The organism is Flectobacillus sp. BAB-3569 (assembly GCF_002270355.1).
Taxonomy (GTDB): domain Bacteria; phylum Bacteroidota; class Bacteroidia; order Cytophagales; family Spirosomataceae; genus Flectobacillus; species Flectobacillus roseus.
The window spans coordinates 378,297-392,667 of record NZ_NJFZ01000005.1; the positions used below are offsets into that span (position 1 = coordinate 378,297).

Genomic DNA, 14,371 nt, shown 5'->3' on the forward strand with positions numbered 1-14,371 from the left:
CTCATTCACAATTCACTCAATTACTAAATATTCTTTACCTGCGGAAAAAACAAGCAAAACTCGCTGCCTTCGCCTAGTTTACTTTTGAGTTCAACTTTTCCTTTATGTCCTTCTACCATTTCTTTGACATAATACAATCCTAAGCCAAAGCCTTTCACATTGTGGACATCGCCTGTGTGTACCCTAAAAAATTTATTGAAGATGTATTTTTGATCACGCTCCGAAATACCAATTCCGTTATCGCGAATACTGATTACTACATCATTCCCTTGGTTATAAGTACTAATTTTTACTCTTGGAATAATCTCACAATACTTTAGCCCATTATCAATCAAATTGTGGATAACATTGCTGATATGGAGCTTATCAGCTTTAATAATCGCTGAACTTGCTTGTAAATCAAGCAATAATTCACCTTTTCTTTCTTTAAAAATTGGCTCGCAGTTGATACTCAAATCTTCTAATAGTTCATGAACATCTATTTCTTCCAGATTCAACTTATCTATTTTTTGGTCGATATTGGCTGTTTGAAGAACTGTATCTACATTCTTTTTGAGTCGTGAGGCTTCTTTTCTAATAATAGACGCATAGCTTAGTAATCGCTCTGGCGTATTGATAATTTCAGGTTTCATCAACACTTCGGACGAAATAGAAATAGTAGAAATAGGCGTTTTGAACTCATGGGTCATATTGTTGATAAAATCATTCTGAATTTCAGAAAGACGCTTTTGTTTAAAAATCACCATGAGCGCATACACGAAGAAAGCCATTACCACCAAAAGGATGGTCGATGAAATAAACCAGTTATCCAAATCGCCCAATAGAAAGAATTTTTTATCAGGAAAATACACCCCAAAATAGTAATTATGGATATTGAGATCTGGAAAACGATAATGTGCCGTGGAATCGCTTCTATCGCAGTTTTCAGAGTGACAAACAAAAGATTTGTAATTGATTCTGTCGCTTAAACAATCATAAATCCCGTATTCAAAATTGAGACGAATATCACTTCTGGCAAACTCCTGCTTTAGGAATTCTTCCAATACTTTTGCGTTGATAGTATCATTGGTCTGTACGGTGTAATAGTTCGAGGTTACACGCTCGACGGGCTGCAAAAGCTTATTATTGGGGTTGTGGTTAAAATCAAGGATACGACGACTTACCACTCTTAGAGCGGAAGTCACACGCTGGTCAAAATCTCGGTCTTGGATATTATAAGCCTGCTTAAACCAAAAATATTGGATTACAATAACGCCAGCCATTAGCAAGATTGACAGCGCAACAAATATGCGTAAGGTCTTTGAATTCATAGTTCAAAATTAACGTTTATCGCCTACAAGTTCGTATCCTTTAACATTTCATTAACAGCGGTGAGCTTTTGCTAAAGGCTGAACAATACCAAAATAATATTTTTAGGCACAAGGCAACAGGCACAAGGCAAAGAGTGTTAAAATGTTTTTAACGACCACGGACAAGCATTTTTCCCATAGCCCACCGCCGAAAGCCGATACCTGAAAGCTTAAAGCACAATCTTAAACTTTATTTTGCGTACTAACTTAATGATCTATTTACAAACATATTTTACTTCGTGTGCTTCCCAAAGGTTAGGCACTTCCCACTTTTCAATCATACGGTTTATAGCTTTTTCGGGAACGACTGCTTGACGTTTTGAATTCTGTTGTAATAAGGTTTTGTAAGGTACTTCCAGATACACTATTTCTACAAAAGCACGATAGCTAACAAACAGTGATATCAGCTGTTCGCGCATTTGCATGGTAATGTTTGTAGCATTCCAAACAAAACTCTGCTGGTTTCTAAGATATTCCTTCGCTTGTTCTTTTGCTAATTGAATTACCTTTCCATTTCCCTTGGTATCTATTGGAGAAATTTTCAGCTTTCTTCGCAAATCATCCAAGCTTATTACAGGTATGTCGCCACAGTTTTTTTGAATCCAGTAATCTTTACCTGTGCCCGCTATGCCTGACAGAAGAATCACTTTTACCTTTGATTCATCAAACAACAAGGTATCAGGATAGAGAGATTCTTGACGAAAAAACTCAAATCTGCTATAATTTGATGGAAATACTCGCTTAGTTCCCCAACATTCTTGTTCTTGGCAAAGGAGTTCAAAGAGCGCTACTTTTTCTAAAAATTGTTTTTGATCCTCACAAATACGACCCAATACATCTGCCTTTGCCAGCATCGCCAGCAGTTTAGTATCTACTTCCAAACTAACCTTGATGAGCGTTTGCTCTGGTGAAGTTTTTTCAAAAATCCATAAAGGTAAACCGTGATAGCGTACCAGTTTGGCTATTTGTTCTCGGTACTCAAATGGCATCGCAAAGTTTTGATAAAGAATTTGTCTCACCGTTCGTTCGCCTTTCTTAGCATGCCCAGGCGACGATATTCTCCCATGCTCATCTACTACAGTAGTCGAACGTTTTTCGATATCATGCATCAATGCAGCATACCATAAAATACTTTGTTCAGTTTGTGTCAATTCTTTGTATTCTGGCAATGAGGTTAATGCCTCTAATACCATTTGAGTATGTACTGCCACATTGCCCTCTGCATGATGAATCGCATCTTGTGGCACATTGTCCATTTGGCGTACCCAATCGTATCGAGCACTCCAATATTCCCATGTTTGATTATCTATAGTTAACATTTGCTTTTTTCCAATTTTTAGTCCAGTGTTCATCCGTTTTTACATGACCTTTACGCACATATTTGAACACATGATGTTGAAAGTCATCCACTTCAAAAGCCTCTATATTTCGAGTGACAATACCCTCACAGGTGCATAAAAGCTGCGTTTGGGCATCTACAGAGCCAAACTGGCTTGGTTGGGCAGTCAAGGTCAATATCTCTTGCTCATAAAGCTGTTGTGTGTAATTACTGAGTGATACCCTTGCTAGTACAGGAACTGTAGGTAAGTCCAAAACTCCTGCATAGAAGCATACTTCTTCCCAAGAAAGCCAATGGTTGTTTTCACGGATAGCAAACACAAAAAATGTATCTTCCAAACGCTTATACTCGATTGAATGGATAGCGTAAAGATTTTCTCCAAAAATCTCTAAATCTCCTAAATCATGTTTTAAGGATGACCATCGGAGACGCAATTGAGCTGTCCAAGGCGATTGAGTTGGAGTAGCATGAGATCGTGCAAATACGCCATGACGAGAAATACAGTTGTTCTCACCATCGAGTTTTTCGGTATGGATAACTTGAGTAATTTGTGATAAATCATCCCAGTAGTTCTTATTAATTCGGTCATCAGAACTAGTACCAGGAGAAAAGGGATAATGATAAGTACGGTTGTACTTTCGTGAGATAGTCATGATATAAAAACTTTACATAAAACATAATACCAATAGTCCCTGCTCAATAAAGCAGAGAAAGCATTGAATGTGTTTTATAAAAGCATTACATGACCGTAGGAGTTATAGAAGTGAATAATTTGTAAATCAGCTTTTTAACGCTGGTGCAAAAGTAATATTTATTTTTAAAGTTTCTAAATCCCTTTTGCTAGTAATAATAAACGCCGTAGGAACAACAGAATTTATGGGTTTTCTGTCGCGCCTACGGCGTTGATAAAAATTGCTTGGTTATTTCTGGTCAAGAAGGTTATTTCCCTTTACCAAAGCACTGTAAGATTTTATTGAAAATGGTATTGTTTTCGTAAAAACCTTGGAATAACGTAGAGTTTGGACCGTACGAAAATACCATTACTGGAATACCTGTATGGTCTGGTGTAGCAAAACTTCCTTCGAGCTTTCCTGTCGTAAAATTACCATCGTGAAGTGTCAAGCCTCCTGTCTCGTGGTCGGCAGTTACGATAATTGTTGTTTCTCCATTTTTATCAGCAAAAGCCATAGCTTTGCCAATTACTTTATCAAAATCAATCATTTCGTCTACTACAAACGGCAATTGGTTTGCATGACCACCGTGGTCGATTTGAGAGCCTTCTACCATTAAGAAAAAGCCGTCTTTCGAAGTCGAAAGTTGTGCAATAGCTTTATCAAAAGCTTGTGACAAATACTCTCCACGTCCTTTTTGCTTAGGTTTTACCAATGAATCCTGAACCAACACAATGGCTTTGCTAGGATTTGCTGGATTCAACTGTGATAAATCATTTAAGAACAAGGTACTAGGATTTGCCTTTTTCTGCGCTTCGCTAATGAGAGTATTTCCACCTCCAATAGCCAATTTGATAGGGCTTTTCAACAAATCTTTGATGATTTCACTGCTCCAACTACGCTCTGGCTGATGCGCATAAAATCCTGCTGGAGTTGCTCCCGTAATTTCTTCCGCAACGACTACGCCCGATGGAATCTTATAACGATTAAGTACCTCTGGCAATGTTGCAATACTATCGCCTTTAGCATCCACCGACAAATAGCGGTTGTTGGTCTTTTGTCCTGTGGCCATGGCTGTTGCACCAGCAGCAGAATCAGTATTGTAATTATCAGCAGAACTAGTTTTTGACAAACCTATTTGTTTCATTCTGAATACATTCAAATCGCCTTTATTTCCAGTGAAACCCGCATAAATCTGTGCAATACCCATTCCATCGCCAATCAATAGAATCACATTTTTTGATTTTTTCTGAATACCATCAGACTTGAAGGTAGGATAGTAAGCCTCATGAGTTGGTTTTACCAGAGAAAGATTATTAGGAAGTTTTTGAAGATACTCACTCAATTGTTCTAAATGATCAGTACCAATCCAATCCATTCCTAATTTGATGAAACTGATATAGGCTGTGCGATTGTCGGGTGCTCCCCAGAAACGTACTGTTTTCTGTGCAGCATGCCATTTGCTCACAAATGCTTCTAAGCGCTTATATTCATTGGCAGGCAAGCGCCCTAGTCCATTCCATTTAGAAAAGTCTCTAAATGAGGCACTAATCATCGGAACACGCCACTGCAAATCGGTAGGATAGGTTTCATTATCTCTTCCATCAAAGTAAAAAATCTCATCAAATTGTGCCCATGTACTAGGAGCAGGACGCTCGCCACTTACCACGATTTGAATCGCATTGGGGTTGTTTTTTCTATCAAAATATTGACGATAAGGCTGCAACTGTTTTTGCAAAGCGGTCAAAGTAGATACCCCTTCCGTTTTTAAATCTATCAATAGCTGAAAGGGTCTGACACCATTAGGATTGATGAATGCTTCTCTTAAAATAGGTTCTAAATAAAGCTTACGGAACGTACGAGAAGGATGAATATCTTTTACTTCATGTGAAACAAAAATTTCGTCTTTTTGTAAATAGACATCAGCCTCAATCGAGCCAAACCCTAAGCCAAATGCCTGATAGAAAGGCTGTTGGTGTTCGTAATCATTATGCGAATGAGCATTTTTGAGCGTATAGTTTTGGGCAAAAATAACATTGCCCAAACAACATAAAATGCTAAAAAGAAGGACTTTTTTCATTGATTTTTATGAGAAATTGGGGTTATTGAATACTTTTCACTCGGTTAGGATAATCCGTAATGAGTCCGTCGGTACCGAGTTCTTTCATCTTTTTCATATCCGAAATTTCATTGACTGTCCACGGCATTAATTTTACATTTTTGTCATGGCAGGCCTTTACTCTTTCTGGTGTAACTAATTTAAAATAAGGACTGTAATAAACTGGCAAAAAACCTAAAGCATCGAATGTTGCCTCTGGACCTAGTTCACCCGTAAGAGCTGATAATTGCACTGGCATATATTTGCCAGCATCAATTTGTTTTTTCCAGTGTTTTAAAACAGCAAAGTCAAAACTTTGAAGAATAATACGGTCGGCAGGAAGAAGCTTTTTCAAGTCTTTATGAACCAAATCAGAAAACTCCTCAACAGTAGCAGGTTGGTAAATGCCGTATTCCTTTTCGCCTGATTTGATTTCTACATTATACTTGACAGGCGGTAAACCATTCTTTTTGATATATGCTTCACAGGCCTTAATCATTTCGCTCAAAAGCGGCTTATAGGTTGATACCTTTTGTTGCTCAGGAAAGCCCGCATTACCACGAATCCCAGAATCATATTGCTTGATTTCTTTGTAAGTCATTTGATACAAATTCAGTGATTTTTCCTCTTGCTTACTCACAGGAGTCCCATCGGGTTTTGACATATATTGAGCCAGCATATAAGGCTCATGCGAAACCACTACTTTGTTATCTTTGGTGATACAAACATCCAGTTCGAGTGTATTGACACCCAAATCGATTGCTTTCTTAAATGCTTCTATGGTATTTTCTGGCATCAATCCTCTTGAACCTCTATGTCCTTCTATCTCAAATGTTTGTGCCAACAAGGGCGTATTAAGAGAGGCAAAGGCCAGTAATGCTGATAAAATGAGTTTTTTCATAAAATTGGATGTTTTGTTTTTGGACAAATCGCTGAATATCAAACCGCTCAGAGTTGTTCAAAAGATACAAGCTTTTTTGACAATTCATATCCCTAACTCATGGCTTTTCGCATACTAGAATCGTTAGTTATCAATAAAAGAACCACAAAAGTAGGTTCTACTTTTTGCTTGAGTATTAAACCTATTTTATGGTTATGTTAAAGTAATTTGTAGGGCATTAGGCTTTCAGGTATCGGCTTTCGGCGGTGGGCTTTAGAAAATAGCATGTCTTTGGTTATTAAAAACATTTTAACACTCTTTGCCTTGTGCCTGCTGCCTAAAGCTCACAACTTAAATTTTATTTTGCATTCATACTTATTCTGGCATTTTTTCTAGACTTTTTTTATCGAAAATATAGAGCACCATATCTTAAGATTTTACCATTGAAATACTATGGAAAATAGTTTGAACTTGTACTTTTCCTATTAAGGCTCTTTTGAGTTGATTACTAGGTGGTTAAGCACTTGTACTTTTCCGATTGTAAATGAAACCTTCTTATGTAAATTTGCCTTAATATTCTAAGACTTAACCTTTAGGGCTAAGCATCTGAAACAAAACCATGAAAAATTATTTATCGAAGTTTAAGACAAACGAGCGTAGTCCCGCTCGTCCTAAATGGACGCATGCCTTTAGTTCGGCCTTGGGTGGGCTCATTGGTATCGCAAGCATTGGGTTGATAGCCGAATGGACTAAAACTCCCATGCTAATTGCTCCTTTTGGTGCTACTTGCATCTTAGCATTTGGCGTTCCTGATAGTCCTTTGGCACAACCGAGAAATATTATTGGAGGGCATTTAATTGCTGGAATTGTGGGCTTATGTTGTCTGTATTGGGTAGGTGATAGCATTTTTTCGATGTCTTTGGGCGTAGGAATTTCACTCGCTTTGATGCAGCTCACTAAAACAGTACACCCGCCAGCAGGCGCCGATGTGATGGTAATTATTCTAAGCCATGCCTCATGGGGGTTTTTATTTACTCCACTCTTGTCTGGGGCTCTTGTCTTAGTCTTGGTGGCATTGATTTTTAACAATGCTCACAAAACACGAAAGTACCCAAAGTACTGGCGATAGGATTCAAATTTGAAAATCGGAGAATTTGAAGATTTGAAAATGAAGCTATAAATAGGAGTCATCCCTAAATTAGGGTTGGGATTTTTCTCCAAGTTTTATCAAAAAGCGGTCGGAAATATATTTCGACCGCTTTTTGATAAAATCATGCTAGATATGAACGGCTTAAGACGCAATCATTGCGTCTCTACTAATAAAATATCTTTTTAAAATAATCACTCAATCTCAACTCACTAAATTTAGAATGTTTATCATTTTAGATTAAAAGGCATTTTAAAACTTGGAATATCGACTTGATTTGGGTCACTTTTACGGCAATCCAACAACTGTTTTTCTATTAATGACCAAGTAACTGGTTTTAAGGAAATTATCTCAACTCTGCTGTCTTTTCGATAAGCTATCGAGCATTCATTCGCTGGCTCATCGGTAGTTTTATTGATAAAAATCCAATTTTTTTCTCCTATTCTAAATACACCTTTTATTCTTTCGAAGCCTTTTAATGAGTCAATCCAAGCCAATAATTGATTTTTTGAGAAAATTTCGTCTGGATGAAAGACCCAACCACAGCCAAAAGTACCCAAAGCTCGTCCTTCACGTTTGATAGGCTTATTAGGTAATGGCTGTAAACTTTCTTTCTGATTTTCAACAATTTGCACATTTTCTAGCTGATTTGAATGAGCATTCATATAGACAGCTTTGCGATGTGGATAGGGTTCTATATCAAGCCAATCGAGGTCTATTTCTCCTTTTTCGACTGCTGCAATCATGACCTTAGGAGGAAAAAGCGCTTGTGCCCATTTAGCAAACTTTTGAAGCAATTCATCGCCAGCTAAATCTGCTTTATTGGCTACCAAAACGTCTGCCAAGGTAATTTGATCTTGATATACCTCATCGTCGAAGTACTTATCATTCATTAATTGAATAGGATTGACCAAACAGATAGTCGCTCGTAAGTCAATTACTTTTGACAAAAACTCTCCTTGCAATAAGTCTATGATTGCTTCGGGATGCGCTATTCCTGTGGGTTCTATCAAAATTCGATGCGGTTTTACCTGACGGATACTTTGTGTAAGCGTAGTCTGTAAAGGTAAATTAGCGGTACAACAAATACACCCACCAGCGACATAACGAACCGCCATTTCTTGGCCTTGGCTTTGTCCTTCCATAGGGATATGGTCTATAGAGACATCCCCAAATTCGTTGACAATTACGAGCCATCGCTCATCGGCAGGTTTGTGTTTGAGAATATGTAAAATGGTGGTGGTTTTGCCAACACCTAAAAAACCTGTAATGATATTGGTAGGTATTTTATTGAGAATCTTTTTTTCCATGAGATAAAGAAGAATTAGGCAAGAAACACCGAAGGGATTGCGATTTTTTGATTACGGGTTCATTATAATAACTGATATACTGCTAACTTATAACTACCTAGAGTTAGCGTTGCTCATTTTTACGAGGTACAGGATCATGCCCACTGCCTCCCCAAGGATGACAAGAGGCAATACGTTTGAGTCCCAGACGAGTTCCTTTCCAGATTCCCCATTCTTGAATAGCCTCAATCATGTACTGCGAACATGTAGGATTATAGCGACAAGCATTAGGGAAATATGGAGAAATAATAGCCTGATATACACGTACCGAGGCAATTAAAAAATGAGCAAACAATTTATACATGAGCTTTCCTGCTGTGAGCAGATGCAATTTGAGTAATAATAAATAGGAATGTGTTAAAAGCTTACCTATACTTCAATTTCTCTTCCTCTAAGTCCAAACGGTATAAGTGGCGACGAACGATATTTTCGTCTACTTCATGGTCTTTGTTCCACTCACGAAGCCACTCTCGTTGGTGATTGATCATATCTACATACACCAGTTTACATTCTTGGTCGAGGCGAATATTGTCAAATTCTTTGCCTTCTTCTTCCCATTTTTCTACAATCTTTTTCAAAATGGGCTGTCTTGTAATTTGTTCTTCGTAATTGGAGTGTAAATATTCCAGACTTTGGTTTGTCAGCTTGCGATACATCTCCTGATAATGCGATTCACCTGGGAGTACCTCGTTATCTCGCAAAAGATTTATTTTTTTATCAAAATAGGTAAAGTCAATCCTTGAATTAATAGTGTTAGCAAAATCACAATGAAAGTGATAAACAAAATTAAATTACGCTGTGGAAAAGGCACGCCATTTTCGAGCGTTTCAGGAATTGAAAGTGCCGCAGCCAATGATACAACGCCACGCATCCCTGCCCAGCCAATGACCAACGGTGCTTTATAACCTGGGTTTCGTTTTTCGGCTACTGTAATAAAATTTCTAGCTATCAAGGTGGTAACTACGGCCCCATACGCCGATAAAATTCTACTTACCATCAACACTACGGTAATTAATACGCCATAACCAATGGCTTCATTTACACTTACGTTTCCTAGCCCCTTCGTGATAGTAGGAAGTGCTAGACCAATAATCATAAATACCAGTCCATTGAGCACAAAACAAAGACTTTCCCATACCGAAAACCCTTTGATACGCCCGCTACTATTTAAGAAAAGGTGTTTGCGTTGTGCCAAAAATAGCCCTCCACTTACTACCGCCATAACTCCTGAGCTATGTACCGTTTCAGCTGCGATATACATCATATAAGGAGCTACAAGTGTCAAGACAATATCCATATTGACATCGGTTGGCAATAAACGATGTGCTTTAAAGAAGCCATAAGCTACCGCCAAACCAATACCGATCCCTCCAAATACCATCCAACCGAAACTCAAAATGGCATCCTGCCAAATGAATTGACCCGTACCTACAGCAATTAAGGCAAAGCGAAATACAATCAAACTTGAGGCGTCGTTTAATAAACTTTCGCCTTCAATAATCGATTGGTAACGACTTGGAACATGTACAAACTTCATGATAGCACCCGCGCTTACGGCATCAGGAGGCGATACGATTCCACCCAGCAAGAAGCCTAATGCCAAAGAAAAACCTGGAATATAGCTATTGGCCACAAGCGCCACGACAAAGGCTGTTAGAAATACAATCAGAAAGGCAAAACTGGTAATAATCCGCCTCCATTTCCAAAGTTCTTTCCACGAAATAGACCATGCTGCTTCGGATAATAGCGGTGGTAAAAAGATAATAAAGATTAACTCAGGGTCAATTTCAATGTCAGGAACACTTGGAATAAAACTTAAACCAAGTCCGCCCAATACCAGCAAAATAGGATACGCCACTCTGATTCGGTCGGCGACAATAATCAGAATAATAATGAGTAAAATTAAGGATAAATAAAACGGAAAATGATGTAACATGCTTGTAGGGCTTGATTTACTTTTAGGTTTGGAATTAGGTTATTCAGGCAAATATCAAAGTATTGATATGTAAATCTTTTTCCAATCTACAAAAAACTCATGAGAATGCTTACTGAGACAACAATAAAGGCGTAGGGAAATGTTCTCCTTACGCCTTTATTGTTACTTGATTCGCCAACCATTTCTTAAACCATGTTACTTTTTCTTTACTAATAACGATGTCTGAAGGTGCTTTAGGATGGGTTTGGATATTCACACGACTATGTGGATAACTCTCGATGGTAACAACACTGTCTCTACTCAGTATAAACTGCCTATTGGCTCTCACAAAATAGGCGGGGTCGAGTTGCTGCTCTAAGTCTTCTAATTTGAACTCTAAACTGTACTTTTTCCCGTCCAATAATTGACCATAAACGATACCTTGATCAATGTAGAAAAAGGCAAAATCTTCAGTTTTAATAGGAAGAAGCTTATCTCTAAATTTCACTAAAAAACTTTGTCGATAATTCTTAGCCATAAAAGCCTGTTGCGCAAGAAGCGATTGCAACTGAGAATAATGATAGAGTTGTTGGTTTTTGAACTTTTGAATGGCAGCTGTTAGCGCTTCTTGATCGATAGGTTTCAACAGATAGTCAATGCTATTGAGCTTGAAAGCCCGAATAGCATATTCGTCGAAAGCTGTGGTAAAGATAATAGGTGTTTCCAATGTAATTTTTTCATAAATCTCAAAAGAAACGCCATCTGATAACTGTATATCCGATAAAATTAAATCGGGCATTGTATTCTGCTGAAACCATGCTAAACCTTCTTCAACGCCCTCTATGATGTGGATAACTTCTACAGGAGTTTCTAGTTGCCCCAACAAAAAATGCAATTGACTCGCGGCTGCGGGTTCGTCCTCTACAATAACTATTTTTAGTGGATGGTCCATTTTTATGAATGCTTAATCAAGGGTAATCGAACGGTGAATAATGTGTCTTTTTGAATCGAAATACTTTTTCCTGTCATAAGTTTGTATCGATTGTCTAGGTTGGCCAATCCTATGCCTGTGCCTTCAGCGTGAAGTTTGGGTGAAATTTTATTCGAAACAATGATATTTTCTTCCTCAAATGAAATGTCAATTTGCAAAGGTTTACTCGACGATACCACATTGTGTTTGATGGCATTTTCTATCAATAACTGAATCGACAGGGGTAAAATCTGATACGGAGTAGGCTCTATTGGACTAAGATTGATTTGTAAATTAGTGCCAAAACGCATTTGTAACAAAAAAACATAGTTTTCAACCAAGACCAATTCATCTTTTAAGCTCACCAACTGCTGTTCTTGCATACTCAACGAATAGCGCAATACCTGGGAAAGTTTTTGTAAATATTCCTGACTCTTGGCGGTATCTTGGTTAATTAACCAACTAAGCGTATTGAGCGAATTGAATAAGAAATGAGGATTCAGTTGATTTTTGAGGGCATTTAATTGAAAAAGTACGTTGTCATGTTTCAATTGTTGGTTTTCGAGTAATAGGGCATTTTTTCTTTCTGCCTCAATAAGATTTTTGCTCCATAGGTACATCATGACTATCACTACTGCTCCTCGCATGATAATCGATGAAATCATGCCCATCCGCACAGGAAGAAAAAGGCTGTTGAGCCCTGCCAGCATAAAGCAATAACCGATCAGTAAGCCAAAAATTACAAGAGCTTTATTGCGATTTATCCAAGTATAGGGCGTTTTCTCCATCAAAACCCCTACCACACTTATCCCAAGCACAAAGCAGCAAAATACCTGTACTGTTACATCAATTAAGGCAATTTGCCAATTGTGTAAATGTTCTAAGTTGAGAATGATAATAGGTAAATTGACCAAAAGGGCTGCCAATAGCGCCATCCCTCCTATCACTCGCTTGTATATGAAGTTGTTGAACATGAAATCTTGAGCGTAAACCAATCAAATCTACAAAAAAATAGGTAGTTAACTGAGCTTTATCGGTGAATAGGAAAAGCTTGTCGGTGAAAAGGTTCTTATCTTAAAAGGCTATCTATTTCTGCTTGTAATGCTTTTGCTTTTGTGAGTGCTTCATCCATGGGTAAACCCTCTGGCATTTCTGGACGTGTGTGTTGGGTAGCGCGAAGCCAAGCATTTTTGAGGATATTATGTCTTGTTTGGATTTTCTGAAAAAGTAACAACAAATTACTTACCGAGCGATTGGGGTATAATTCTGTCCAAACTTCTGCATTTTTGGCTTTTTTCAAACCAAAATAGGTCAACATATTTCTACAGATTATCCAGTGTCCCTGCGAGTTGGGATGCACACCATCAGAAGCGAATGTAGCATCTGGGTTTTTCTTTTTAGCTTCTTCCAAAGCCTTTTTCATTGGGAAATGGGTATCGATTATCTCCCATTTTTTTGTGCAATAAGCCATTGAGCATAGCGATCCATGACTTCGGCGTAATTGAAAGTTGCCTCTTTTTTCTTTTCTTCATAAACCGAGGGAGTTAAATGGATAATCTTCGCTCCCATAGCTTCTACTTGTTGATGAAGCTTTTGGATACCTTCCTGAAATTTCAAAAAACGTTCTTCTGAAAAAGGCTGATAAATACCATCGTTGATGCCGTAAGTAGCAATAACAACATCTGGATGAATCATTTTCAAAACCCTATCAAGACGCTCAAATAATACTGGGCGAGGGAATCGACCATTGGCGTGCCCTTCTTCCGAAAGCCCAGAAACTGTCTCGCTTGGAAGGCTACAATTATAAAACTCTACCTTACTCTCTGGATTTTGTAAACGATAAATCGTTTCGAATAGCTGTATATATTCGCCCGAATACGTAATACTATTTCCGATAAATAATACTTTTTTGACTGAAGGATCAAAAAACTTTTGGCTAAAGCTATGTTGACACAGCAACATAAACGCAATCCAAAGAAAGCGAAGAGAGATGTTTTTCATAGTTGTGAGAGGCAAATAAATGTACTAAAAGCGGTTTTTACTTTATTGCATTGAAGAGATTAGTGTTAAGGTTAACATTACGTTTCGTCACAGACCATCAATTCTACCTAGCGGGTGAAATGATTCACCCGTGGTTAATTAGCCTTTTGTAAAATCAAACATTTCATTGAAAATACCTCTTTTAGCTTGCCAATCTTGTACAGCTCGTCCAGTGCCTGCTGGCCAAGGCTTAATTTCTTCAGGCTTTAGACGTTTGTAATCTACTAGTTCTTCAGAAAGTTCGATTGTTCCCGTAGCTTTGACATGGTAAGTAATAATCAATTGGTTCATTCGGTGAAATTCATATAGGCCTACCAATTCTACGATTTCGCCGTCAAGATTTAGTTCTTCTTTGACCTCTCGAATAATTCCCTCTTCTGGCGTCTCTCCAGACTCTAAAAATCCCGTAATGAGGGCATACCAAGTCGCTGGCCAAGCAGCATTGCGTGCCAAAATAACTTCTCCTTCGTGCTCCACTATGGCAGCTACCACAGGAATGGGATTGTTCCAGTAAACATATCCACATTCGCTTTCGTCGGGACAAAAATGTCTATCTCTACCATCTTTGATTTTATACACGAGTTCTTTTCCACATTGTGGACAAAATTTCATT

The 14,371-nt window shown here is 38.1% G+C and carries 15 protein-coding genes; 1 reads left to right on the forward strand and 14 read right to left on the reverse strand.

What is annotated here, in order from left to right; translation table 11 throughout:
- Nucleotides 1-23: 23 nt before the first annotated feature.
- The 5 genes from BWI92_RS05315 to BWI92_RS05335 all read right to left on the reverse strand — a co-directional run bounded on the left by BWI92_RS05315 (nucleotide 24) and on the right by BWI92_RS05335 (nucleotide 6,358).
- Entirely contained in the window at nucleotides 24-1,310 is a 1,287-nt protein-coding gene (locus BWI92_RS05315) for a sensor histidine kinase KdpD (RefSeq protein ID WP_095161080.1), read from the reverse strand.
- Nucleotides 1,311-1,564: 254 nt separating this feature from the next.
- On the reverse strand, nucleotides 1,565-2,668 hold the full coding sequence (locus tag BWI92_RS05320; RefSeq protein WP_095161178.1) for an AAA family ATPase: 1,104 nt from the start codon (nucleotides 2,666-2,668) through the stop codon (nucleotides 1,565-1,567).
- The gene (locus tag BWI92_RS05325; RefSeq protein WP_095161081.1) at nucleotides 2,652-3,341 is read right to left on the reverse strand and encodes an RNA ligase family protein; all 690 of its coding nucleotides are present in this window, start codon (nucleotides 3,339-3,341) and stop codon (nucleotides 2,652-2,654) included. Before BWI92_RS05325 ends, BWI92_RS05320 begins: the two co-directional genes overlap by 17 nt.
- Nucleotides 3,342-3,627: 286 nt before the next feature.
- Entirely contained in the window at nucleotides 3,628-5,439 is a 1,812-nt protein-coding gene (locus BWI92_RS05330) for an alkaline phosphatase (RefSeq protein WP_095161082.1), read from the reverse strand.
- Between the two features lie 22 nt (nucleotides 5,440-5,461).
- The gene (locus tag BWI92_RS05335) at nucleotides 5,462-6,358 is read right to left on the reverse strand and encodes a glycerophosphodiester phosphodiesterase family protein (protein WP_095161083.1); all 897 of its coding nucleotides are present in this window, start codon (nucleotides 6,356-6,358) and stop codon (nucleotides 5,462-5,464) included.
- 598 nt (nucleotides 6,359-6,956) lie between these two features.
- Between BWI92_RS05335 and BWI92_RS05340 the strand changes: the two genes are divergently transcribed.
- Nucleotides 6,957-7,466, forward strand: a complete 510-nt coding sequence (locus BWI92_RS05340) for an HPP family protein (protein WP_095161084.1) — start codon at nucleotides 6,957-6,959, stop codon at nucleotides 7,464-7,466.
- 248 nt (nucleotides 7,467-7,714) lie between these two features.
- Here the strand turns inward: BWI92_RS05340 and BWI92_RS05345 are convergent, their stop codons facing one another.
- The 9 genes from BWI92_RS05345 to BWI92_RS05380 form a co-directional block, all read right to left on the reverse strand.
- Nucleotides 7,715-8,794: a GTP-binding protein gene (locus tag BWI92_RS05345; RefSeq protein WP_095161085.1), complete on the reverse strand. Its 1,080-nt coding sequence runs from the start codon at nucleotides 8,792-8,794 to the stop codon at nucleotides 7,715-7,717.
- Nucleotides 8,795-8,897: 103 nt separating this feature from the next.
- A complete protein-coding gene (gene yidD / locus BWI92_RS05350; RefSeq protein ID WP_095161086.1) occupies nucleotides 8,898-9,137 on the reverse strand; it encodes a membrane protein insertion efficiency factor YidD in 240 nt (79 codons plus the stop codon).
- Nucleotides 9,138-9,198: 61 nt separating this feature from the next.
- On the reverse strand, nucleotides 9,199-9,534 hold the full coding sequence (locus BWI92_RS28060; protein ID WP_229362706.1) for a hypothetical protein: 336 nt from the start codon (nucleotides 9,532-9,534) through the stop codon (nucleotides 9,199-9,201).
- A gap of 5 nt (nucleotides 9,535-9,539) precedes the next feature.
- A complete protein-coding gene (locus BWI92_RS05355; RefSeq protein WP_229362707.1) occupies nucleotides 9,540-10,769 on the reverse strand; it encodes a Na+/H+ antiporter in 1,230 nt (409 codons plus the stop codon).
- A 148-nt stretch (nucleotides 10,770-10,917) separates the two neighbouring features.
- On the reverse strand, nucleotides 10,918-11,700 hold the full coding sequence (locus BWI92_RS05360; RefSeq protein WP_095161087.1) for a LytTR family DNA-binding domain-containing protein: 783 nt from the start codon (nucleotides 11,698-11,700) through the stop codon (nucleotides 10,918-10,920).
- Nucleotides 11,701-11,702: 2 nt separating this feature from the next.
- Nucleotides 11,703-12,692, reverse strand: coding sequence for a sensor histidine kinase (locus BWI92_RS05365; protein ID WP_095161088.1), 990 nt, complete (start codon nucleotides 12,690-12,692; stop codon nucleotides 11,703-11,705).
- Between the two features lie 95 nt (nucleotides 12,693-12,787).
- Entirely contained in the window at nucleotides 12,788-13,141 is a 354-nt protein-coding gene (locus tag BWI92_RS05370; protein ID WP_095161089.1) for a hypothetical protein, read from the reverse strand.
- 17 nt (nucleotides 13,142-13,158) lie between these two features.
- Nucleotides 13,159-13,719 (reverse strand): GDSL-type esterase/lipase family protein, encoded by a 561-nt coding sequence (locus BWI92_RS05375; RefSeq protein ID WP_141234692.1) that lies wholly within the window; start codon nucleotides 13,717-13,719, stop codon nucleotides 13,159-13,161.
- A gap of 138 nt (nucleotides 13,720-13,857) precedes the next feature.
- On the reverse strand, nucleotides 13,858-14,370 hold the full coding sequence (locus BWI92_RS05380; protein WP_229362708.1) for an NUDIX domain-containing protein: 513 nt from the start codon (nucleotides 14,368-14,370) through the stop codon (nucleotides 13,858-13,860).
- Nucleotide 14,371: the final 1 nt, after the last annotated feature.

Coding starts and splice junctions, on each gene's coding strand:
- BWI92_RS05355 (WP_229362707.1), bottom strand. CDS start 10,769: ATGTTACATCATTTTCCGTTTTATTTATCCTTAATTTTACTCATTATT.
- BWI92_RS05330 (WP_095161082.1), bottom strand. CDS start 5,439: ATGAAAAAAGTCCTTCTTTTTAGCATTTTATGTTGTTTGGGCAATGTT.
- BWI92_RS05375 (WP_141234692.1), bottom strand. CDS start 13,719: ATGAAAAACATCTCTCTTCGCTTTCTTTGGATTGCGTTTATGTTGCTG.
- BWI92_RS05365 (WP_095161088.1), bottom strand. CDS start 12,692: ATGTTCAACAACTTCATATACAAGCGAGTGATAGGAGGGATGGCGCTA.
- BWI92_RS05345 (WP_095161085.1), bottom strand. CDS start 8,794: ATGGAAAAAAAGATTCTCAATAAAATACCTACCAATATCATTACAGGT.
- BWI92_RS05325 (WP_095161081.1), bottom strand. CDS start 3,341: ATGACTATCTCACGAAAGTACAACCGTACTTATCATTATCCCTTTTCT.
- BWI92_RS05380 (WP_229362708.1), bottom strand. CDS start 14,370: ATGAAATTTTGTCCACAATGTGGAAAAGAACTCGTGTATAAAATCAAA.
- BWI92_RS05340 (WP_095161084.1), top strand. CDS start 6,957: ATGAAAAATTATTTATCGAAGTTTAAGACAAACGAGCGTAGTCCCGCT.
- BWI92_RS05360 (WP_095161087.1), bottom strand. CDS start 11,700: ATGGACCATCCACTAAAAATAGTTATTGTAGAGGACGAACCCGCAGCC.
- BWI92_RS05370 (WP_095161089.1), bottom strand. CDS start 13,141: ATGAAAAAGGCTTTGGAAGAAGCTAAAAAGAAAAACCCAGATGCTACA.
- BWI92_RS05315 (WP_095161080.1), bottom strand. CDS start 1,310: ATGAATTCAAAGACCTTACGCATATTTGTTGCGCTGTCAATCTTGCTA.
- BWI92_RS05335 (WP_095161083.1), bottom strand. CDS start 6,358: ATGAAAAAACTCATTTTATCAGCATTACTGGCCTTTGCCTCTCTTAAT.
- yidD (WP_095161086.1), bottom strand. CDS start 9,137: ATGTATAAATTGTTTGCTCATTTTTTAATTGCCTCGGTACGTGTATAT.
- BWI92_RS05320 (WP_095161178.1), bottom strand. CDS start 2,668: ATGTTAACTATAGATAATCAAACATGGGAATATTGGAGTGCTCGATAC.